The 19,485-nt window shown below is 72.8% G+C and carries 21 protein-coding genes and 1 riboswitch; of the genes, 12 read left to right on the top strand and 9 right to left on the bottom strand.

Going from position 1 to position 19,485, the window contains the following annotated elements:
* The first annotated feature begins 58 nt into the window (after nucleotides 1–58).
* The 4 genes from macS to ACZ56L_RS18375 all read left to right on the top strand — a co-directional run bounded on the left by macS (nucleotide 59) and on the right by ACZ56L_RS18375 (nucleotide 4,203).
* On the top strand, nucleotides 59–1,282 hold the full coding sequence (macS, locus tag ACZ56L_RS18390) for a MacS family sensor histidine kinase (protein ID WP_471065003.1): 1,224 nt from the start codon (nucleotides 59–61) through the stop codon (nucleotides 1,280–1,282).
* 17 nt (nucleotides 1,283–1,299) lie between these two features.
* Nucleotides 1,300–1,992 carry a response regulator gene (locus tag ACZ56L_RS18385; protein ID WP_471065226.1) on the top strand — a complete coding sequence of 231 codons (693 nt, stop codon included), beginning with the start codon at nucleotides 1,300–1,302 and terminating at the stop codon, nucleotides 1,990–1,992.
* A 97-nt stretch (nucleotides 1,993–2,089) separates the two neighbouring features.
* A complete protein-coding gene (locus tag ACZ56L_RS18380) occupies nucleotides 2,090–3,124 on the top strand; it encodes a 6-phosphofructokinase (protein ID WP_468683823.1) in 1,035 nt (344 codons plus the stop codon).
* Between the two features lie 83 nt (nucleotides 3,125–3,207).
* The gene (locus tag ACZ56L_RS18375) at nucleotides 3,208–4,203 is read left to right on the top strand and encodes a 2-hydroxyacid dehydrogenase (RefSeq protein WP_345223708.1); all 996 of its coding nucleotides are present in this window, start codon (nucleotides 3,208–3,210) and stop codon (nucleotides 4,201–4,203) included.
* 7 nt (nucleotides 4,204–4,210) lie between these two features.
* Here the strand turns inward: ACZ56L_RS18375 and ACZ56L_RS18370 are convergent, their stop codons facing one another.
* Together ACZ56L_RS18370 and ACZ56L_RS18365 are read right to left on the bottom strand one after the other, a co-directional pair.
* On the bottom strand, nucleotides 4,211–6,103 hold the full coding sequence (locus ACZ56L_RS18370) for an anthranilate synthase family protein (RefSeq protein ID WP_471065001.1): 1,893 nt from the start codon (nucleotides 6,101–6,103) through the stop codon (nucleotides 4,211–4,213).
* A gap of 100 nt (nucleotides 6,104–6,203) precedes the next feature.
* Nucleotides 6,204–6,266 carry a trp operon leader peptide gene (locus tag ACZ56L_RS18365; RefSeq protein ID WP_380837077.1) on the bottom strand — a complete coding sequence of 21 codons (63 nt, stop codon included), beginning with the start codon at nucleotides 6,264–6,266 and terminating at the stop codon, nucleotides 6,204–6,206.
* Between the two features lie 92 nt (nucleotides 6,267–6,358).
* Here ACZ56L_RS18365 and ACZ56L_RS18360 point away from each other — a divergent pair, with 92 nt between their 5' ends.
* A complete protein-coding gene (locus ACZ56L_RS18360) occupies nucleotides 6,359–7,711 on the top strand; it encodes a class II 3-deoxy-7-phosphoheptulonate synthase (RefSeq protein WP_468683827.1) in 1,353 nt (450 codons plus the stop codon).
* Nucleotides 7,712–7,862: 151 nt separating this feature from the next.
* The gene (locus ACZ56L_RS18355; protein WP_345223714.1) at nucleotides 7,863–8,108 is read left to right on the top strand and encodes a (2Fe-2S)-binding protein; all 246 of its coding nucleotides are present in this window, start codon (nucleotides 7,863–7,865) and stop codon (nucleotides 8,106–8,108) included.
* A gap of 17 nt (nucleotides 8,109–8,125) precedes the next feature.
* On the opposite strand, the gene bfr is transcribed toward ACZ56L_RS18355, so the two are convergent.
* A complete protein-coding gene (gene bfr / locus ACZ56L_RS18350) occupies nucleotides 8,126–8,608 on the bottom strand; it encodes a bacterioferritin (RefSeq protein WP_345223716.1) in 483 nt (160 codons plus the stop codon).
* A 155-nt stretch (nucleotides 8,609–8,763) separates the two neighbouring features.
* On the opposite strand from bfr, the gene ACZ56L_RS18345 reads away from it, so the two are divergent.
* Entirely contained in the window at nucleotides 8,764–9,396 is a 633-nt protein-coding gene (locus ACZ56L_RS18345; RefSeq protein ID WP_401757530.1) for a sulfite oxidase-like oxidoreductase, read from the top strand.
* Between the two features lie 29 nt (nucleotides 9,397–9,425).
* On the opposite strand, the gene ACZ56L_RS18340 is transcribed toward ACZ56L_RS18345, so the two are convergent.
* From ACZ56L_RS18340 to thiO, 6 genes are all read right to left on the bottom strand, one after another.
* Nucleotides 9,426–9,959 carry a DUF4396 domain-containing protein gene (locus ACZ56L_RS18340; protein WP_471064998.1) on the bottom strand — a complete coding sequence of 178 codons (534 nt, stop codon included), beginning with the start codon at nucleotides 9,957–9,959 and terminating at the stop codon, nucleotides 9,426–9,428.
* 88 nt (nucleotides 9,960–10,047) lie between these two features.
* Entirely contained in the window at nucleotides 10,048–10,950 is a 903-nt protein-coding gene (locus ACZ56L_RS18335) for a deoxyribonuclease IV (RefSeq protein ID WP_401757534.1), read from the bottom strand.
* Nucleotides 10,951–11,018: 68 nt separating this feature from the next.
* A complete protein-coding gene (gene pknB, locus ACZ56L_RS18330; protein WP_471064996.1) occupies nucleotides 11,019–12,974 on the bottom strand; it encodes a Stk1 family PASTA domain-containing Ser/Thr kinase in 1,956 nt (651 codons plus the stop codon).
* A 157-nt stretch (nucleotides 12,975–13,131) separates the two neighbouring features.
* Nucleotides 13,132–13,926, bottom strand: coding sequence for a thiazole synthase (locus ACZ56L_RS18325; protein ID WP_471064994.1), 795 nt, complete (start codon nucleotides 13,924–13,926; stop codon nucleotides 13,132–13,134).
* A gap of 5 nt (nucleotides 13,927–13,931) precedes the next feature.
* Nucleotides 13,932–14,132 carry a sulfur carrier protein ThiS gene (thiS, locus tag ACZ56L_RS18320; protein ID WP_401757944.1) on the bottom strand — a complete coding sequence of 67 codons (201 nt, stop codon included), beginning with the start codon at nucleotides 14,130–14,132 and terminating at the stop codon, nucleotides 13,932–13,934.
* Between the two features lie 8 nt (nucleotides 14,133–14,140).
* Entirely contained in the window at nucleotides 14,141–15,325 is a 1,185-nt protein-coding gene (thiO, locus tag ACZ56L_RS18315; protein ID WP_345223726.1) for a glycine oxidase ThiO, read from the bottom strand.
* A riboswitch (TPP riboswitch) is annotated at nucleotides 15,323–15,435 on the bottom strand. It overlaps the preceding gene by 3 nt.
* A 48-nt stretch (nucleotides 15,436–15,483) precedes the next feature.
* Here thiO and ACZ56L_RS18310 point away from each other — a divergent pair.
* From ACZ56L_RS18310 to metF, 5 genes are all read left to right on the top strand, one after another.
* On the top strand, nucleotides 15,484–15,876 hold the full coding sequence (locus ACZ56L_RS18310) for an avidin-fold protein (protein ID WP_471064992.1): 393 nt from the start codon (nucleotides 15,484–15,486) through the stop codon (nucleotides 15,874–15,876).
* A 48-nt stretch (nucleotides 15,877–15,924) separates the two neighbouring features.
* Nucleotides 15,925–17,094 carry an NAD(P)/FAD-dependent oxidoreductase gene (locus ACZ56L_RS18305; RefSeq protein ID WP_471065223.1) on the top strand — a complete coding sequence of 390 codons (1,170 nt, stop codon included), beginning with the start codon at nucleotides 15,925–15,927 and terminating at the stop codon, nucleotides 17,092–17,094.
* A 117-nt stretch (nucleotides 17,095–17,211) separates the two neighbouring features.
* A complete protein-coding gene (locus ACZ56L_RS18300; RefSeq protein WP_345223730.1) occupies nucleotides 17,212–17,577 on the top strand; it encodes an Rv2175c family DNA-binding protein in 366 nt (121 codons plus the stop codon).
* A 151-nt stretch (nucleotides 17,578–17,728) separates the two neighbouring features.
* Nucleotides 17,729–18,388, top strand: coding sequence for a thiamine phosphate synthase (gene thiE, locus ACZ56L_RS18295; protein WP_345223732.1), 660 nt, complete (start codon nucleotides 17,729–17,731; stop codon nucleotides 18,386–18,388).
* 112 nt (nucleotides 18,389–18,500) lie between these two features.
* Nucleotides 18,501–19,436 carry a methylenetetrahydrofolate reductase [NAD(P)H] gene (gene metF / locus ACZ56L_RS18290; RefSeq protein ID WP_345223734.1) on the top strand — a complete coding sequence of 312 codons (936 nt, stop codon included), beginning with the start codon at nucleotides 18,501–18,503 and terminating at the stop codon, nucleotides 19,434–19,436.
* The last annotated feature ends 49 nt before the right edge of the window (nucleotides 19,437–19,485 follow it).

Raw genomic sequence — 19,485 nt, 5'->3', positions numbered from 1 at the left:
ACGGCGTCGTCCGTGCGAGAGTCCTCGCAGAGGTCGTCCGTCCGGGGGGTGGGGGAACATGGCCGAGGCCCAGCGCTCGCGGGTCGTGCGGATGTCGGTCGAGCAGCCGCTGTGGCGCGCGCTCACCGGCTACCGCGTGCTCACGGCGGTCTACGCGGTGCTGCTGTTCGTGTTCACGCGCGAGGAGTTCGAGCGTCCCTGGGTGGCGGTCGCCTACCTCTCGGTGATGGCGGTGTGGACGCTCGCCACGCTCCCCAGGGTGGCCAACGCCGCCGGCTGCACCGGGGGCTTCCTCGGCGTCGACCTCGCCGTCGCCCTCGTCGGCATCCTGATCACCCCGCTCGCCAACGTCGAGGCGCGGCTGGTCGACGGGCCCACCCTGCCGACGATATGGACCGCCGGTTCGGTCCTCGCGTACGCCATCAAGGGCGGCTGGCGCTGGGCCGCCTCCGCCTCCTCGCTGGTGGCCGCCGCCAACCTGGTCGAGCGCGGCACGCCCAGCCGGGACACCCTGCACAACGTGCTGCTGGTGTGGGTGGCCTCCATCGCCATCGGCTACGTCGTGGAGGTCGCCCGCGCCTCGGAGGCCACCCTCGCGCGCGCCCTGGAGATCGAGGCCGCCACCCGGGAGCGCGAGCGCCTCGCCCGCGACATCCACGACAGCGTCCTGCAGGTGCTCGCCATGGTGCAGCGCCGGGGCACCGCGCTCGGCGGCGAGGCGGCCGAGCTGGGCCGGCTGGCCGGTGAGCAGGAGATCGCCCTGCGCACCCTCGTCTCCAGCGGCCTGGTGCCCACCGCGCGGGCCTCGCACGAGGCCTCCCGGGGGGCGCTGGTGCGCGTCGTGGAGACGGACGCCGCCGACGGCGTACGGGAGGACGGCGGACTGGTGGACCTGCGCGCGCTGCTCGCCCCGCACGCCGGGGCCACGGTCTCCTTCGCCGAGCCCGGCACGCCGGTGCTGCTGGCGCCCGCCGCCGCACTGGAGCTCGCGGCGGCCGCCGGCGCCGCCCTGGACAATGTGCGCAGGCACGCGGGCGAGGGCGCCCGGGCCTGGATCCTGGTCGAGGACGAGCCGGACGAAGTGATCGTGACGGTACGGGACGACGGCCCCGGCATCCCCGAGGGCAGGCTCGCGCAGGCCGAGGAGGAGGGGCGCCTCGGCGTCGCCCTGTCGATCCGCGGCCGGCTGCGGGACCTGGGCGGCAGCGCCGAGCTGGTCTCCGTGCCCGGACAGGGCACGGAAGTAGAACTGAAGGTCCCACGGGGGAAGGCGGAACGATGAACGAACAGGTCAGGCACATGGCGGTGGCGGAGGTGACGGAGGAACAGCGGCCGTCCGTCCGGGTGATGGTGGTCGACGACCACCCCATGTGGCGCGACGCCGTCGCCCGCGACCTGGCCGCCGCCGGGTTCGACGTGGTCGCCACCGCCGGTGACGGCCCGCAGGCCGTGCGCCGCGCGCAGGCCGTCTCGCCGCAGGTGCTGGTGCTCGACCTGAACCTGCCGGGCATGCCGGGCGTCCAGGTGTGCCGCGAGCTGGTCGGCGCCGACCCCCAGTTGCGCGTCCTGGTGCTCTCCGCGAGCGGCGAGCACGCCGACGTGCTGGAGGCGGTGAAGTCCGGTGCGACCGGCTACCTGCTGAAGTCGGCGTCCGCCGAGGAGCTGACGGACGCCGTCGCGCGCACCGCCGCCGGCGACCCGGTGTTCACGCCGGGGCTCGCCGGGCTGGTGCTCGGCGAGTACCGCCGGCTGGCCGCCGACCCGGCGCCGGCCGCCCCGGACGAGCCGCGTGCCCCGCAGCTCACCGACCGGGAGACCGAGGTGCTGCGGCTGGTCGCCAAGGGGCTGTCGTACAAGCAGATCGCGGAGCGCCTGGTCATCTCGCACCGCACCGTGCAGAACCACGTGCAGAACACCCTCGGCAAGCTCCAGCTGCACAACCGGGTGGAACTGGTGCGCTACGCCATCGAGCGCGGCCTCGACGGCTCCTGAGGCGCACCGGGCGGCCCGCCCCCGCACTCTCGACGCCCTCGGCGGGCCGCTCTAGCGTGGTGGGTTCCAGGGCCACGCGGCGGCGGGGGGACACGTCATGCGAGTGGGACTTCTGACCGGGGGCGGCGACTGCCCCGGGCTCAACGCGGTCATCCGGGCCGCCGTCCGCAAAGGCGTGCGGGACTACGGGTACGCATTCGTGGGCTTCCGCGACGGCTGGCGCGGGCTGCTCGACGACCACCGCACGACGGCCCTGGACATCGCCGCCGTGCGCGGCATCCTGCCGCGCGGCGGCACCATCCTCGGCTCCTCGCGCACCAACCCGCTCGCCGAGGGCGAGGAGGGCGTGCGCCTGATCGAGGCGACGCTGGCCCGGCACGGCGTGGAGGCGCTCGTCGTCATCGGCGGCGAGGACACCCTCGGGGTCGCCGCCCGGCTGTCCGGCGAGTACGGCATCCCGTGCGTCGGGGTGCCCAAGACCATCGACAACGACCTCTCCGCCACCGACTACACCTTCGGCTTCGACACCGCCGTCTCCATCGCCACCGAGGCCATCGACCGCCTGCACACCACCGCCGAGTCCCACATGCGGGTGCTGGTGGTGGAGGTGATGGGCCGCCACTCCGGGTGGATCGCCCTGCACGCGGGGCTGGCGGGCGGCGCCAACGTCATCCTGGTGCCCGAGCGGCGCTTCGACGTCGACGAGGTGTGCGGCTGGATCACCTCGCGCTTCCGCTCCTCGTACGCCCCCATCGTGGTCGTCGCGGAGGGGGCGATGCCGCGCGACGGCGACCTGGTGCTCAAGGACGGCACCCTGGACTCCTTCGGGCACGTGCGCCTCTCCGGGGTGGGGGAGTGGCTGGCCGCGGAGATCGAGAGGCGCACCGGCAAGGAGGCCCGCACGACGGTGCTGGGACACGTCCAGCGCGGCGGCACCCCGAGCGCCTTCGACCGGTGGCTGGCCACCCGCTTCGGGCTGCACGCCGTGGACGCGGTGCGCGACGGGGACTTCGGGACGATGGTGGCGCTGCGGGGCACGGACATCGTGCGCGTGCCGATCGGGGAGGCCACGGCGAGGTTGAAGACGGTGCCGCCCGAGATGTACGCGGAGGCGGAGGTCTTCTTCGGCTAGCGCCCGGCGGCGAGTGGCTCGGCCCGCCCGGATCGGAGATATTGGCTGAATCCGCGCAAAGCCTCTCGTGACTGGGGAATTCCGTGAAAATTCTGGCATTCGGCGTGCAGGCCGACGAGCAGCCGCTGATCGAGAAGGCCTTCACGGACGCCGGACTCGGCGAGGCGCACTGCCTCAAGGTCTTCCTCACCGAGGACACCGCCCCCATCGCCGCCGGGCACGAGATCATCAGCACCAGCGTCAACGCCGACCTGAGCGCCGCCGTCCTGCGCACCCTCGCCGCCGGCGGCACCCGGATGATCGCCCAGCGCTCCACCGGCTTCAACAACATCGACCTCGACGTCGCCCGCGGACTCGGCCTCACCGTCGCCCGTGTGTCGTACTACTCGCCCCACTCCGTCGCCGAGTTCGCCTGGACCCTCGCGATGGCCGTCAACCGCCGCGTGGTGCGTGCCGCCGCCCGCACCCGCGACTTCGACTTCCGCCTCGACGGGCTGCTCGGCCGCGACATGCGCGGCCGCACCGCGGGCGTGCTCGGCACCGGCAAGATCGGCGAGGCGTTCACCCGGATCGCCCACGGCTTCGGCATGCGCCTGCTCGGCTGGGACGTGGCGCCGAACCCGGAGTGCGTGGCGCTGGGCATGGAGTACGTCGACAAGGACGAGCTCCTCGCCTCCGCCGACCTGATCAGCCTGCACGTGCCGCTGCTGCCCGGCACCCGCCACCTCATCGACGCCGGCGCCCTGCGCGCCATGAAGGACGACGCGATCCTGGTCAACTCCAGCCGCGGCGGCCTCGTCGACACCGAGGCCCTCGTGGACGAGCTGCGCGCCGGGCGCTTCGCCGGGGTGGGCCTGGACGTGTACGAGGCGGAGGCGGGCCTGTTCTTCCTCGACAAGTCCCTGGAGGTGGTCGCCGACGACACCCTGGCCCGCCTGGTCACCTTCCCCAACGTGCTGGTCACCTCGCACCAGGCGTACTACACGGTGGACGCCCTGGAGCAGATCATCGAGGCGACCGTGCGGAACGTCGGCGACTTCCTGGCGGGCCGTCGCGGCGACAACGTGCTGGCCGGCTGAGCGGGTCTCACACCCCGGTCGGCACGAACGCCGCCAGCAGCCGTGTCACCACCGCCGCCCCGCGCAGGCTGAGCACCGACTCCGGGTGGAACTGCACGGAGGCGAACCCGGGTCCGCGCAGCGCGTGCAGCTCCCCGGTGGCGTGGTTGCGGGCGGCCTCCACCCCGTGCGCGGCCAGTTCCGCCGCCTCCGCCGCGTCGCACACCGCGGTGAAGCTGTTGTAGAACCCGACCGTCTCCGGCACCCCGAACAGCACCACCCGCTCCTGCGCCCCCTGGTGCGGCACCTCCTTGCGCGCGATCCGCAGCCCCAGCTCCGCCGCGATCAGCTCGTGGCCCAGGCACACCCCGAGCACCCCGTGCGGGTGCCCGCCCAGCAGGTCGGCGGTGAGCGCCCGCAGGAACCGCATCTTCGGGTCCGCCGCGTCCTGCGGGTTCCCGGGCCCGGGGCCCAGCACCACCGGCCCCGGATGGGCGAGCGCCGCCTCCCGCAGCCCCGGCGCGTCGAAGCGCCGCACGGTCACCTCCAGGCCCGAGGAGCGCAGCACGTGCGCGAGCATCGCCGTGAAGGTGTCCTCCGCGTCCACCACCAGGGCGTGCCCCGCGAGCGTCCGCTCCCGCTCCTGCATCCGCAGCCAGAACGGCGAGAGCCCGGCCCGCCGCCCGTCCAGCGCCGCCCGCACCCGGGCGTCGTCCGCGAGCGGGGGCCGCGCCGACTCGTCCCGGGGGCGTCCGGGACGCACCCCCAGGGCCGCCAGCACGCCCGCCGCCTTGGCGTGCGTCTCGGCCACCTCCGACGCCGGGTCCGAGTGCCGTACGAGCGTGGCGCCGACCGGCACCCGCAGGCGGCCGTCGAGGGCGATGTCGGCGGTACGGATCAGGATCGGCGAGTCCAGGGTCTGCGCCCCGGACGCGTCGACGCCCAGCAGCGCCAGGGCGCCCGCGTAGTACCCGCGCCCGCCGACCTCGTGGCGCTCGATCACCCGGCACGCGTTCTGCACGGGCGAGCCGGTCACCGTCGCGGCGAACATCGTCTCGCGCAGGACGTCCCGCACGTCCAGCGAACTGCGCCCGCGCAGCTCGTACTCGGTGTGCGCGAGGTGGGCCATCTCCTTGAGCCGGGGGCCCACCACCACGCCGCCCATGTCGCCGACCGTGCACATCATCTTGAGCTCTTCGTCGACGACCATCGACAGCTCCTCGGTCTCCTTCGGGTCGGCGAGGAAGTCCAGCAGGCCGTCGGGGGCGGGGCCGTCGGCCGGGTAGCGGTAGGTGCCGCTGATCGGGTTCATCACGACCGTCCCGCCGGACATCCGCACGTGCACCTCGGGGCTCGCGCCCACCAGCACCCGGTCGCCCGTGTGCACGACGTACGTCCAGTACGCGCCCCGCTCCCCGTCCAGCAGCCGCCGGAACAGCGCCAGCGCATCGGCCCTGCCGAAGCCGGGGACCACACCGGTGTAGGTGCGCCGGATGACGAAGTTCGCCCCCTCGCCGCTCCCGATCTCGGCGTCGACGACACGCTGGACGATCCTCGCGTACTCCGCGTCCGCGACGTCGAAGGCGCCGTCCTCCACCCGTACCCGGTGCGAGGGAAGCGCCGCCGACACGTCCTCCAGCGGGAGTTCGTACGTCTCGTCCGCGACCAGCACGCTCAGCGGCGTCCCGTCGTCGCGCACGTCGAAGCCGCGCTCCCTGATCTGCCGGAACGGCACGAGCGCCAGCACCGGCCGTCCGTCCTCGCCGGCCGGCAGGTCCGCGAGCCGCTCGGCCTCGTGCACCGCGCCGATCAGCACCTCGACGGTGTCCCGGTCGCGCCCCGGGGTGCGGCGGCGCAGCAGTGCGAAGGGCGGGCAGTCGTCGCCGAGGAGACGGGACAGTACGGCGTCGGAGAGAGACATCGGGGGTTCCTTCCGGGTACGGAGCCGGAGGAACGGCCGGGAAACGAGAAGGGCCGCCCTCCTGGGGCGGCCTCTGCGTCAGTGGATGTACGCGCGAATTTCAGTGGGCCGCCGGATGAGCGGTCCACCACCAGTCCTGGTTCCGGGTCGGTTGCGCGAACATGTGCCGCACCTTACCCCACGCATCGGTGAACGCGACGTCTCAGCCTGTGAGCGCGGCGCTGAGCACCCGGTCGCACCCCGTAGGCTGGCCGCGTGACCGTGAACGCGAAGACCACCCTCAAGGGTGGCAACACCTGGCGCGACCTTCCTGCGGCGCAGCAGCCCGAGTACCCCGATGCCGAGGCGCTGCGCGATGTTGTCGCGGACCTCGAATCGTATCCGCCGCTCGTCTTCGCGGGCGAGTGCGACCAGCTGCGCGCCCGGATGGGAGCCGTCGCCAAGGGCGAGGCGTTCCTGCTCCAGGGCGGCGACTGCGCGGAGGCGTTCGACGCCGTGTCCGCCGACCACATCCGCAACAAGCTCAAGACCCTGCTCCAGATGGGCGCGGTGCTGACGTACGCCGCGTCCGTGCCCGTCGTCAAGGTGGGCCGGATCGCCGGTCAGTACTCCAAGCCGCGCTCCAAGGGCACGGAGACCCGCGACGGCATCACCCTGCCGACGTACCGTGGCGACTCGGTGAACGGTTTCGCCTTCACCGAGGAGGCCCGGGTCCCCGACCCCGAGCGCCTCAAGCGGATGTACAACGCCTCGGCGTCCACCCTCAACCTCGTGCGCGCCTTCACCACCGGCGGTTACGCGGACCTGCGCCAGGTGCACGCCTGGAACCAGGACTTCGTGAAGAACTCGCCGTCCGGCCAGCGCTACGAGCAGCTCGCCCGCGAGATCGACAACGCGCTGAACTTCATGAAGGCCGCCGGCACCGACCCGGCCGAGTTCCGCACGGTGGAGTTCTACGCCTCCCACGAGGCGCTGCTGCTGGACTACGAGTCGGCGCTGACCCGCGTGGACTCCCGCACCGGCAACCTCTACGACGTGTCCGGCCACATGGTCTGGATCGGCGAGCGCACCCGGCAGATGGACGGCGCGCACATCGAGTTCGCCTCCCGCATCCGCAACCCGATCGGCATCAAGCTCGGCCCGACGACCACGGTCGACGAGGCGCTCGGCTACGTCGACAAGCTGGACCCGGACCGCGAGCCCGGCCGGCTGACCTTCATCGTGCGCATGGGCGCCGACAAGGTCCGCGACAAGCTGCCCGAGCTGGTCGAGAAGGTCACCGCGTCCGGTGCCACCGTGGCGTGGGTGACCGACCCGATGCACGGCAACACCTTCGAGGCCGCCTCCGGCCACAAGACGCGCCGCTTCGACGACGTCCTGGACGAGGTCAAGGGCTTCTTCGAGGTGCACAAGGGCCTGGGCACCCACCCGGGCGGCATCCACGTCGAACTCACCGGTGACGACGTCACCGAGTGCGTGGGCGGCGGCGACGAGATCTTCGTCGACGACCTGCACCAGCGCTACGAGACGGCCTGCGACCCGCGGCTGAACCGCAGCCAGTCGCTCGACCTGGCGTTCCTGGTGGCGGAGATGTACCGCTCGCAGTAAGTGCTGCGCGCGTCCCGACGGCACGGTGGGGCCCGGATCCTTGTGATCCGGGCCCCACTGGCGTACCGGGGGTTTCCCCCGCGCCACGCGATGGGTAAGGTTAGGTTTACCTGACCAAGGAATCGCCTGGCTGTGGGATCGAGGTGTCCGCGTGTTCGTCTGCTCCTGCTTCGGCGTGACCGATCAGCAGATCAAGGCGCACGCCGCCGCCGGAGCCTGCACCCCGCGCCAGATCGCCTCCGTCACCAAGGCGGGCACGGACTGCGGCAACTGCGTCCGGACGATCCAGGGCCTGCTGGGCCGGGGAGCCTGCCCGCGCCGCGAGCTGATCGCCCGGCACGACCTGTCGGCCGTCGCCGACCAGCCGGAGACGATCGCCCTGGACGAGGCCGCCTAGGCCCGCTCGGGCGTGGCTCACGCCTCGCTGGGCTGCTCGATCAGTTGGGCGATGTAGAGCGGCTCGCCGAGCTTCTCCACCAGCGCGAGCTGCGTGTCCAGGTAGTCGATGTGGTGCTCCTCGTCCGCGAGGATGTCCTCGAAGAGTTTGGCCGAGGTGATGTCGCCCTTGGCCCGCATGACCTCAGCACCGCGCTTCAGCCGGTCGATCGCCTCGACCTCGATCTGCCGGTCCGCCTGGAACATCTCGGTGACCGTCTGGCCGATCCGGACGTGGAAGAGGCGCTGGTAATTGGGCAGGCCGTCCAGGAAGAGAATGCGGTCGGTCAGGATCTCCGCGTGCTTCATCTCGTCGAAGGACTCGGCGCGCGTGTACTTCGCCAGCTTGGTCCAGCCGAAGTTGTCCTGCATCTTCGCGTGGAGGAAGTACTGGTTGATCGCCGTCAGTTCGGCGGTCAACTGCTCGTTGAGAAATTCGATGACCTCGGGGTCGCCCTGCATCGCTGGGCTCCTTCCAGGGGGGTGACCGGGCAGATTGCGCGCATCCTCGCACCGCATCTCGGAAGCCGTCCAGTAAGTGCCTCCTTAGTAGGAGTTGCCCGAATCGGGCCAGACCCGGTCATGACCACCCCGCGCCGTCTGTCACCATGGAAGACATGGGTCAGCCGGAAAGCCGGGAATACCGCGACATCGAGCACTCCGAGCTTCCGCCGGGACAGCGGCTGCAGCGCGGCTGGCCGGTCACCCACTACGGGCCCGTCCCCAAGTTCAAGCCCGACCGCTGGGAATTCCGCGTCTTCGGCGCGACGGCGGACGGCGGGAAACACTGCTGGAACCACGAGGAGTTCTCGGCCCTGCCCTTCGACACCGTGGTCGCCGATCTCCACTGCGTGACGAAATTCAGCATGCTGGGGGCCGAATGGGGTGGTGTCGCCGCCCGAACGGTCCTGGACCTCGCGCCGCCGGCCCCCGGTGTCACGCACGTCATGGTGTGGGCCGAGTACGGCTACAGCGCCAACATCCGCATCAAGGACTTCACGGACGAGCGCACCATCTTCGCCACGCACAAGGGCGACGACCTGCTCACCGCCGAACACGGCTTCCCGCTGCGCCTGGTGGTGCCGCACCTGTACGCCTGGAAGGGCCCCAAGTGGGTCCGCGGCATCGAGTACATGACCGCCGACCGCCGCGGCTTCTGGGAGGAGCGCGGCTACCACAACATCGGCGACCCCTGGCGCGAGCAGCGCTACTCCTACCAGGAGGAACCGGGGGACGGCCCCGAGCTGTAGCCCGGGGCCGCCGTGTGCCGCGCGGTGTCTCAGCGGTGGTGGCGGTGCACCACCGCGTGCCCCTTGCCGCGCCCGATCAGCCACTTGTTCACCGGGGTGGTGACCGCGAAGGCCGCCGCGAAGGCGATCGCCAGCACTCCCCAGAACAGCCCGTCCGTCAGGTGGGCGTCCATCGCGCCCGGCCACAGGGCGAGCACCCCGTTGTCGACCAGCTCCATCACCGTGATCGACAGGGTGTCCGCGGCGAGGGCGACCTTGAGGGCCGCGCCGAAGCCGACGCCCGCCTTGAGGACGCCGCGCAGGGTCAGCGCGTAACCGAAGAAGAAGGCCAGCGCGACGGCCAGGACCATCGTCGCCGCGTTGCCCCAGCCGAGGGCGGTGCCGATCACCATTCCGAGTGCTTCGCCGATGGCGCACCCGGTGAGGCAGTGCAGGGTGGCCTGCGCGGCGGCGCGCCAGGTGACCGTGCCGCCGGCGGCGCTGTGGTGGGCGTGCGGGGGCTTCGGCGGGTGCCCCTCGTGCTGCGCGTGCTCCCCGTGAACGTGTGCCTCGTGGTGCTGCACGGTGTGCCCCCAACTCAGGTGGCGGTCCCTGTCGACGACAGGAACCGTATACCCCCCTGGGGTATTCCTCAAGGCTCTCGGAACTCCCTCAGAACGCGCGCAGCTCCTTCAGCCGCGCCACGTCCGCCGCGTGCCCCTCCTTGCCGCCCGGCGTCTCGATGACCAGCGGCACGCCCTCCGTCGCCGGGTGCGAGAACAGCTCCCGGAACGGCTCCTCGCCGATGTGACCGGCGCCGATGTTCTCGTGCCGGTCCTTGTGCGCGCCCGTGACGTCCTTGGAGTCGTTGGCGTGGATCAGCTTCAGACGGCCCTCGCCGACGGTGTCCACCAGCAGGTCCAGCGTCTGCTTCATGCCGCCGGGGCCGGCCAGGTCGTGGCCGGCCGCGAAGATGTGGCAGGTGTCCAGGCAGACGCCCAGCTTCGGATGGCGGTCCAGGGCGTCGAAGTACGGGCCGAAGTCCCAGGTCCGCGAGCACAGCGAGAAACCCTGCCCGGCCGTCGACTCCAGCAGGAGGCACGGGTCGTCGTCGTGGGTCAGCTCCTCCAGCAGCGGCAGCAGGCGCGCGCGCACCTGCGCGAGGGCGACCTCGCGGGGGCGGCCGCCGGTCGCCGAGCCGGTGTGCACGACGACGCCCAGCGCGCCGATCGCCCGGGCCCGGCGCAGCGAGTGCCGCAGCGACTCCACGGACCTCTCGACGGTGGCCTCGGTGTGCGAGCCGAAGTTGATCAGGTACGGGGCGTGGACGTACGCCGGTATGCGCTCGGCGGCGCAGGCCGCCCGGAACAACTCGTCCTGCGCCGGATTCCCGGCCGGGGTCGCCCAGCCGCGCGGGTTGGCCACGAAGACCTGCACGGCCTCCGCGCCCATCGCGCGGGCGTACGGCAGGCCGGTGGAGGCGAGTCCGCCGGCGACCGGGACGTGGCCGCCGACCGGGTTGCGGGAGGCCGGGGGGCCGGCGGGGAACGGGGAGGGGGTGTCTGCGGTGCTCATCGCCGTCCAGGATGCCGCACCCCGGGGACGCCCCCTCCCGGGGCGTCCCGCCGCAGGCGGCGCCGGCGCTAGAGGATCTTCGTCGTGATGGTGATCGTGCTGCCCTCGGGGGCCTCCTGGCCGCCCTGCACGGACTGCTTCTCGATCACCTTGCTGAAGGAGAGGATCGGCCGGTCCACCTCGACCTGGAAGCCCGCACCCGTCAGGACGCGGGTCGCCTCGTCGGCGTGCTTGCCGGTCACGTCCGGCACCTGGATCATCCGCGGCCCCTTGGAGACCGTCAGGGTGACCTTCTCGCCCTGGCCCAGCCGGGTCCCGGCGGGCACCGACTGGCGGGCCACCCGGCCCGCCGGAGCGGGGGAGTTGATCTGCTCGGCGGCGACCTCGACCCTCAGGCCGAGCCCTTCGAGGGTGCTGGTGGCCTCCTCGACGCCGCGTCCGGTCACGGTCGGCATGTCCACCGGCGCGCCCTTGCTGACCACCAGGGCGACCGCGGAGTCGGGGGAGCGTCCGGTGCCCGCCTGCGGGTCCGTGCCGATCACCGCGCCCAGCGGGACGTCCTCGCTGAACGCCCTGGTCACCACGCCCGGCGCGAGCCCCGCCTCCTTGAGCTCCTGCCTGGCCTTCGCCAGCGGCACCCTCCTGAGGTCGGGCACCTTCACGATCTCCGGACCGCGCGAGACCACCAGCGTCACCGCGTTGCCGCTGCGGATGCGCTCGCCGGGCGCCGGGTCGCTGTCCATGACGGAGCCCCGCGCGACGGTGTCGCTGAACTTCCGCTCCACGTCCTTCACGTCGAGCCCGGCGGCGTCCAGCCTCGTACGGGCGTCCTGCTCGGTCTTGCTGAGCAGCGGCGGGACCTCGGTGAACTGTCCGGAGTTGATGTACCAGACCCCCGCGCCCACCCCCAGCGCCAGCAGTACGGCCGTGACCAGCGAGATCAGCGTGCGGCGCGACGGTGCGGAGCGCCGCCGGCCCTGCCGGGCGGGCGGCTCGGGCTCCTGCGGCAGCGGCCGCACCAGCCGACTGGTGTGCTGCCGCTCGTCCGGCAGGGCCTGCGGCAGGACGTTCGTGTGCTCCGGGGCCTGGGCGGGGGTGCGCGGAATGACGCTGGTGCGCTCCTCGGGCCCGGTGGGCACGCTCTCCCTGGCCTGCGGCGGTACGGCGTCGAGCTGTGCGTCGGTGAGGGAGCCGCGGGCGGCGTGCGCCTGCCCCAGCAGCGCCACCGCGTCGTACGGGCGGGCCTGCGGGTCGCGGGCGGTGGCGCTCGCCACCAGCTCGTCCAGCTCCGGCGCCAGCCCCGGCACGGCGGCCGACGGCGGCGGCACGTCCTCGTTGAGGTGCTGGTAGAGCACCTGCGCGGGGGTGCCGCCGGCGTGCGGCTTGGCGCCGGTGAGCATCTCGTACAGGACGACGCCGCACGCGTACACGTCCGCGCGGGTGTCGGCGGTGCCGTGCTCGATCTGCTCGGGCGCCAGGTAGGAGACCGTGCCGAGGACGGACCCGGTGGTGCTGGTGACCGTGTCCACGGCGCGCACCAGACCGAAGTCGGCGACCTTCACCCGGCCGTCGTCCCCTATCAGGACGTTCTCCGGCTTCATGTCGCGGTGCACGAACCCGGCCCGGTGCGCCGCGCCCAGAGCCGCCAGCACCGGCTCCAGGATGTCGAGCGCCGCCCGGGGCTGGAGCGCGCCGCGCTCGCGCAGCACGTCGCGCAGGGTGCAGCCCGCGACGTACTCCATCGCCAGGTAGACGTAGTCGCCGTCGGTGCCCTGGTCGAAGACGCCGACCACGTTGGGGTGCGCGAGGCGGGCCACCGACTTGGCCTCGCGGATGAACCGTTCGACGAAGGCGGCGTCGGAGGCCAGCGCGAGGTGCATCACCTTGAGGGCGAGCTCGCGGTCGAGGCGGGTGTCCACGGCCCGGTAGACCGTGGCCATCCCGCCGACGGCGATGCGTGCCTCGACGAGGTAGCGGCCGTCGAGCAGCTGCCCGACGAGGGGGTCCTGGAGGGTCGTGTCCACGCAGGGAGTCTACGAGCCGGTAGGGGCGGGGCGGACGGGAGCGTACGGGGTGCGGCCGTACTGAGGCCGACCTGTGACAGGGGCGGACCCGCCCCCGCCGCCGTCACGGGCCGCCTCCTGCCACGGACCACGGAACGCCCCCGCCACGGGCCGGCCCTCAGAACGCCGGCCGCTCCGGGTCCAGCCGGGCCAGGCCCGACTTCGGGGACGACGCCTGCGCGAAGTGCCGGCGCGGGATGCGGCCCGCGCGGTGGGCCAGCCGTCCCGCCGCCACCCCGTGCCGCATCGCCTCCGCCATCAGCACCGGCTCCTGCGCCCGCGTCACCGCCGAGGCGAGCATCACCCCGGCGCACCCCAGCTCCATCGCCAGCACGGCGTCCGAGGCCGTTCCCGCGCCCGCGTCGAGGATCACCGGCACCCGGGCCCGGTCCACGATCAGCTCGAAGTTGTGCGGGTTGCGGATGCCGAGTCCGGAGCCGATGGGGGAGCCCAGCGGCATCACCGCCGCGCAGCCCACGTCCTCCAGCTTGCGCGCCAGCACCGGGTCGTCGTTGGTGTACGGCAGGACGGTGAAGCCGTCGTCGACGAGGGTCTCCGCCGCGTCCAGCAGCTCGACCGGGTCGGGCAGCAGGGTGCGCTCGTCCGCGATGACCTCCAGCTTCACCCAGTCGGTCCCCAGCGCCTCCCGCGCCAGGCGCGCGGTGAGCACCGCCTCACCGGCCGTGTAGCAGCCCGCCGTGTTCGGCAGCACCCGGATGTTCAGCCTGTCGAGCACGGACAGCACCGAGCCCTGCACGGACGCGTCCAGGCGGCGCATCGCCACCGTCGTCAGCTCGGTCCCCGACGCGATCAGCGAGCGCTCCAGGACGTCGAGGCTGGGCGCCCCGCCCGTGCCCATGATCAGGCGGGACGAGAAGGAGACGCCGCCCAGCGTGAAGAGGTCGTCGGCCATGGCGGTCAGCCCCCCTGGACCGCGGTGAGGACCTCGACCCGGTCGCCGTCGCCGAGGGCGGTGTCGGCCCACCGGGTGCGCGGCACCACGGTCTCGTTGAGGGCCGCGGCCACGCCGGCGGGCGCACGCGTGAGGGCGGCGACCAGGTCGTCGAGGGTGGTGCCGGGCGGGACCGCGCGCCCCTCGCCGTTCACGGACACGTTCACCGTGGTGCTCATGCGGGCTGCTCCTGTCGTACGGGAAGGGATGCGGCGGGGGCGAACCGGCGCGGGCTGAAGGCGCGTGCCTCGTCGGGCAGTTTCCCGGTGGTCAGCACGGTGGCCAGCACGTCGCCCGTCACCGGTGTCAGCAGCACCCCGTTGCGGTGGTGCCCGGTGGCGAGCACCAGGCCCGGCAGCAGGGTGGGCCCCAGCAGCGGTGCGTTGTCGGGGGAGCCGGGGCGCAGTCCGGCCCTGGTCTCGGTGAGGGGGAGTTCGGTGATGCCGGGGACGAGTTCGTGGGCGTCGCGCAGCAGCTCGTACACCCCGCCCGCCGTCACCGTGGTGTCCCAGCCGAGTTCCTCGCTGGTGGCGCCGACGACGAGTTCGCCGTTCGCGCGGGGCACCAGGTAGACCTGGCTGCCGCGCACCACCGCGCGCACGGTGCGGCTCAGGAACGGGGCGTACGCAGGCGGCACGGTGAGCCGCAGCACCTGTCCCTTGACCGGGCGCACCGGCGGCAGCGCCTCCTCGGGCACCCCGGCGAGCCGCCCGCTGAACGAGCCCGCGGCCAGCACCACCTGGTCGGCGGCGATCCGCGTGCCGTCGGCGAGGAGCGCGCCCGCGGCCCGTTCCCGTACCACCGTCAGCCGTTCGGCGCGGGTGCGGTGCAGGACCACTCCGGCGCGCCCGCAGGCCGTCAGGAGGGCCGCGGCGAGGCGTCGCGGGTCGATCTGGTGGTCGCCGTCCACCCGCAGCCCCCCGCGCACGCCGGGCGCCAGCATCGGTTCCAGGCGGCGGCACTCGCGTCCGGTCAGCCACTCCGACTCCAGCCCCGACTGCCGTTGCAGGGCGTGCAGTTCGCGCAGGTGGGCGCGGTCGTCGGCGTCCAGGGCGACGGCCAGGGTGCCGCACGCGCGGTAACCGGTGTCCTGCCCGCTCGCCTCCTGGAGCTCCGCGACGAAGTCCGGATAGCGGCGCGCGGAGGCGAGGTTGAGGCCGAGCAGGGTCTGTTCGCCGTAGTGCAGTTCGGTGACGGCGGCCAGCATCCCGGCGGCCACCTGGGCCGCGCCGCCGCCCGGTTCGGGGTCGGCCAGGGCGGTCCGCAGGCCCCGCTGGGCGGCCCGCCAGGCCGTCACCAGGCCGATGATCCCGCCCCCGACCACCAGGACGTCGTACGGCTTTTCCGCAGAGGTGCGCATGGGCGTCCAGCCCCTCCCTTCGCCGGCATGACCCGGATCAGGTTCGTACGGTCGGAGGCCTGGTCAGCCTCCCTCTCAGCCCGGTCCGCCGGGCTCCCGTGAGTGCTTGTACGGTGACCAGACTAACCCCGGGTTCAACGGACTGTGAGGTGCCTCCCGTGCCCCGCTCGCTCGACGGACTGCTGCTGGCCCCGGTCGCCGACCAGGCGCCCGGACAGGTCGGCGCCCGCACCCGGTTCGCCTACCACGAGCGGGACGGCCGGATCTGGGCCGAGTACGCGGGCGGCGACGTCGTGCGCGGGCATCTCGTGGGCACGCGCGAGGGCGACCGGCTCGACTTCCGTTACGTACAGCTGGGGCACGACGGGACGACCTCGTCCGGACGGTGCCGCTCGCAGGTCGTGCTCCTGGCCGACGGCCGCGTTCGGCTGGAGGAGAGCTGGGCATGGGAATCCCAGGACGGCAGCGGCACGAGCGTCGTCGAGGAGATTCCGGGCGGCGGGGAGGCCTGCGCGCGGGCCAACATTCCTGACGGCTCGTCAGAAACTTAAGGTGGACGCGTGAGCGAGCAGAAGCACATCGTCGTCGTCGGCGCGGGCATGGCCGGAGTGCAGACCGCCGTCGCCCTGCGCGAGCAGGGTTTCGCCGGTCCGCTCACCGTGCTCGGAGCCGAACCCCATCCGCCGTACGACCGGCCGCCGCTGTCCAAGGCGGTGCTGCTCGGCAAGGCCGACGGCTCCGCCTTCGAGGTCGACTTCGAGGCGCTCGGCGTCGAACTGCGCCTGGGCTGCGAGGCGGTCGCCCTGCGCCCGGACGACCACGAGGTCGACACCCTGACGGGACCGGTTCCCTACGACCTGCTGGTGATCGCCACGGGGGCCGACCCGGTCACGCTGCCCGGCTCCCTCGGCGTCCCCGGAGTGCACCTGCTGAGGACGCTCGACGACGCCCGGCGGCTGCGTCCGGTGCTGGACGCGCAGAGCGACGTGGTGGTCGTCGGCGCCGGCTGGATCGGCGCGGAGTTCACCACCGCCGCCCGCGAGGCCGGCTGTCCGGTCACCGTCGTGGAGGCCGCCGACCGGCCGCTCGCCGGCACGATGCCCGCCGAGATCGCCGTCCCGATGGCCGCCTGGTACGCCGAGGGCGGCGCCGAACTGATCACCGGCGCACAGGTGGCCTCGGTGGAGCCGGGCGCGGTGCTGCTGGCCGACGGCCGCCTCCTCCCCGCCGACGCCGTGGTCGTCGGCATCGGGGCCAGACCCACGACGGGCTGGCTGGCCGGCTCCGGCGTGCGGCTCGGCGACGACGGATCGATCACCGCGGACGAGCACCTGCGCACCTCCGTGCCCGACGTGTACGCCGTCGGCGACTGCGCCTCCTTCCCCTCGCGCCGCTACGCTGCGCGCCTGCTCGTGCACCACTGGGACAACGCCCTCCAAGGCCCGCGCACCGTCGCGGCGCACATCACGGGCGGCACGCCGGCGCCCTACGACCCGGTGCCCTACTTCTGGTCCGAGCAGTTCGGCCGCTTCGTGCAGTACGTCGGCCACCACGCGGACGCCGACGAGATGATCTGGCGCGGCGACCCCGCCACCCCCTCCTGGTCGGTGTGCTGGCTGCGCGGCGGGGCCCTGGTCGCGCTCCTCGCGGTCGGCCGCCCGCGCGACCTCGCCCAGGGGCGCAAGCTGGTCGAGACGGGCGCGGCACTGGACCCGGTGCGGGCCGCCGACCCGGCCGTACCCCTGAAGTCGGCGGTCCGGACGCCGTAGCCGGGCGCCCGGCTACGGCCGTGCGGATGCCGTGGCCGGGTGCCCGGGCCGTACGGAGTCCGTCGCGCGGACCGGCCCCGGGTGCCGGTTGCCGGTCCCGGATGGCACGCTTGTCCTGTGACCGAGATTGACGCAAAGATCGACGCCCTCGTCCCCGCCTGGCTCTACCTCCCCGACATCGCGGAGATGCTCGACCTGGAGGTGACGAAGGTGCGGCAGCTGGTGAAGGACGGCCAGCTCATCGCCGTACGACGCGGTGAGAACCGTTCGCTCCAGGTGCCCGCCCCCTTCATCGACGGCGACAAGATTGTCAAGGGCCTGCCCGGGCTGCTGACGGTCCTGAAGGACGACGGCTTCTCCGACGAGGAGATGCTGGAGTGGCTCTTCACCGCCGACCCGACCCTGCCCGGCACCCCCGCGCAGGCGCTGAGCGAGAATCGCGGCACGGAGGTGAAGCGCCGCGCCCAGGCGCTCGCCCTCTGACCCGCCGGAGGTGGAGCGGCGCACCCGAGCGCCGCTCGCCCCCGGCACGCCGCACCACACCACGGCGGTGCGCGGCCCGCCCCGGCGGACCGCGCACCCGCCGCCGACGACCGGGGCCCGCCCCCGGCACCACCACGGGGGGAACCGCACCATGCCCACGCCCAGCGAGCAGCTCGCCGACGCCCGGCTCTACCTGTGCACGGACGCCCGCAAGGAGCGCGGCGACCTGCCCGCCTTCCTCGACGCCGTGCTCTCCTCCGGTGTCGACATCGTCCAGCTCCGCGACAAGGGCATGGAGGCCGGCGAGGAGCTGGAGCACCTCGCCGTCCTCGCCGACGCCTGCCGCAGGCACGGCAAGCTCCTCGCCGTGAACGACCGCGCCGACGTGGCGCACGCCATCGGCAGCGACGTCCTCCACCTGGGCCAGGGCGACCTCCCGGTGCCCGCCGCCCGCGCCGTCCTCGGCTCCCGTAGCGAGGACGTCCTGATCGGCCGCTCCACGCACGCCGTCTCCGAGGTCGACGCGGCCGTCGCGGAGAGCGGCGTCGACTACTTCTGCACGGGTCCCTGCTGGCCCACCCCCACCAAGCCCGGCCGCCACGCCCCCGGCCTCGACCTGGTGCGTTACGCGGCCTCCCTCGGCCAGGCGCGCCCCTGGTTCGCCATCGGCGGCATCGACGCCCACAACCTGGACGAGGTGCTGGCCGCCGGGGCCCGCCGGGTCGTGGTCGTCCGTGCGTTGACCGAGGCGACGGACCCGGCCGCCGCGGCCGCCGGGCTGGCCAAGAGGATCAGGTCATACGACCAGTGAGCGCATAGGTCACGCCGGACAACTGTCCGAAGGGTGGACAAGAAACCGGCATAACGGACCTTTGCCTCCTGGGTGGTTGGGTCTGCGCCGCCCTGCTGGCTAATCTCTCGGCATGGCCCTTGGCACAGCTTCCACCAGATCGGATCGCGCGCTTACGGTGCGTGAACTGCTGGAGACCGGAAAGACGTCGTTTTCCTTCGAATTCTCGGCCCGCAGAACCGAGAAGGGCGAGCAGAACCTCTGGAACGCCCTGCGCCGGGTCGAGGCAGTGCGCCCCAGTTTCGTCTCCGTGACCTACGGGGCGGGCGGCTCCACCCGCGAGGGCACCGTCAAGGCCACCCAGAAGATCGCCTCCGACTCCACGCTCACGCCCGTCGCGCACCTCACCGCGGTCGACCACTCGGTCGCCGAGCTGCGCAACATGGTGGGCCAGTTCGCCGACGCGGGCATCCGCAACATCCTCGCGGTGCGCGGCGACCCGCCGGGCGACCCGATGGGGGAGTGGATCAAGCACCCGGAAGGCGTCACGTACGCGTCCGAACTCGTGGAGCTCATCAAGGAGTCCGGCGACTTCTGCGTCGGCGTCGCCGCATTCCCGGAGATGCACCCGCGCTCGGAGAACTGGGACTCCGACATCCGCCACTTCGTGGAGAAGTGCCGGGCGGGCGCCGATTACGCGATCACGCAGATGTTCTTCGACCCGGAGAGCTATCTGCGGATGCGTGACCGGGTGGAAGCAGCCGGTTGCCGCACCCCGATCATCCCGGAAGTGATGCCTGTCACGCTGGTCAGGCAACTGGACAGACTTCCGCAGCTCAGCAACGCGCAATTTCCGGACGCCGTGAAAGAACGGATGCTCGCGGTCAAGGACGATCCCGCCGCTGTACGCTCCATTGGCATCGAGTTCGCCACGGAGTTCTGCGCGACGCTGCTCGCCGAAGGTGTGCCGGGAATGCACTTCATCACGCTGAACAACTCGACGGCGACGCTCGAAATCTACGAGAATCTCGGACTGCACGACCAGACGTCACTGCCGACGCGGTCGTAAGCGGTCACCACAGCTGTACTCGCGCCGCCGCGTCCACCAGGGGACGCAG

This window comes from Streptomyces sp. NPDC039736, assembly GCF_055596485.1.
Note: the sequence above shows the minus strand (reverse complement) of the source record. Positions and strands in the feature narration are given on the sequence as shown.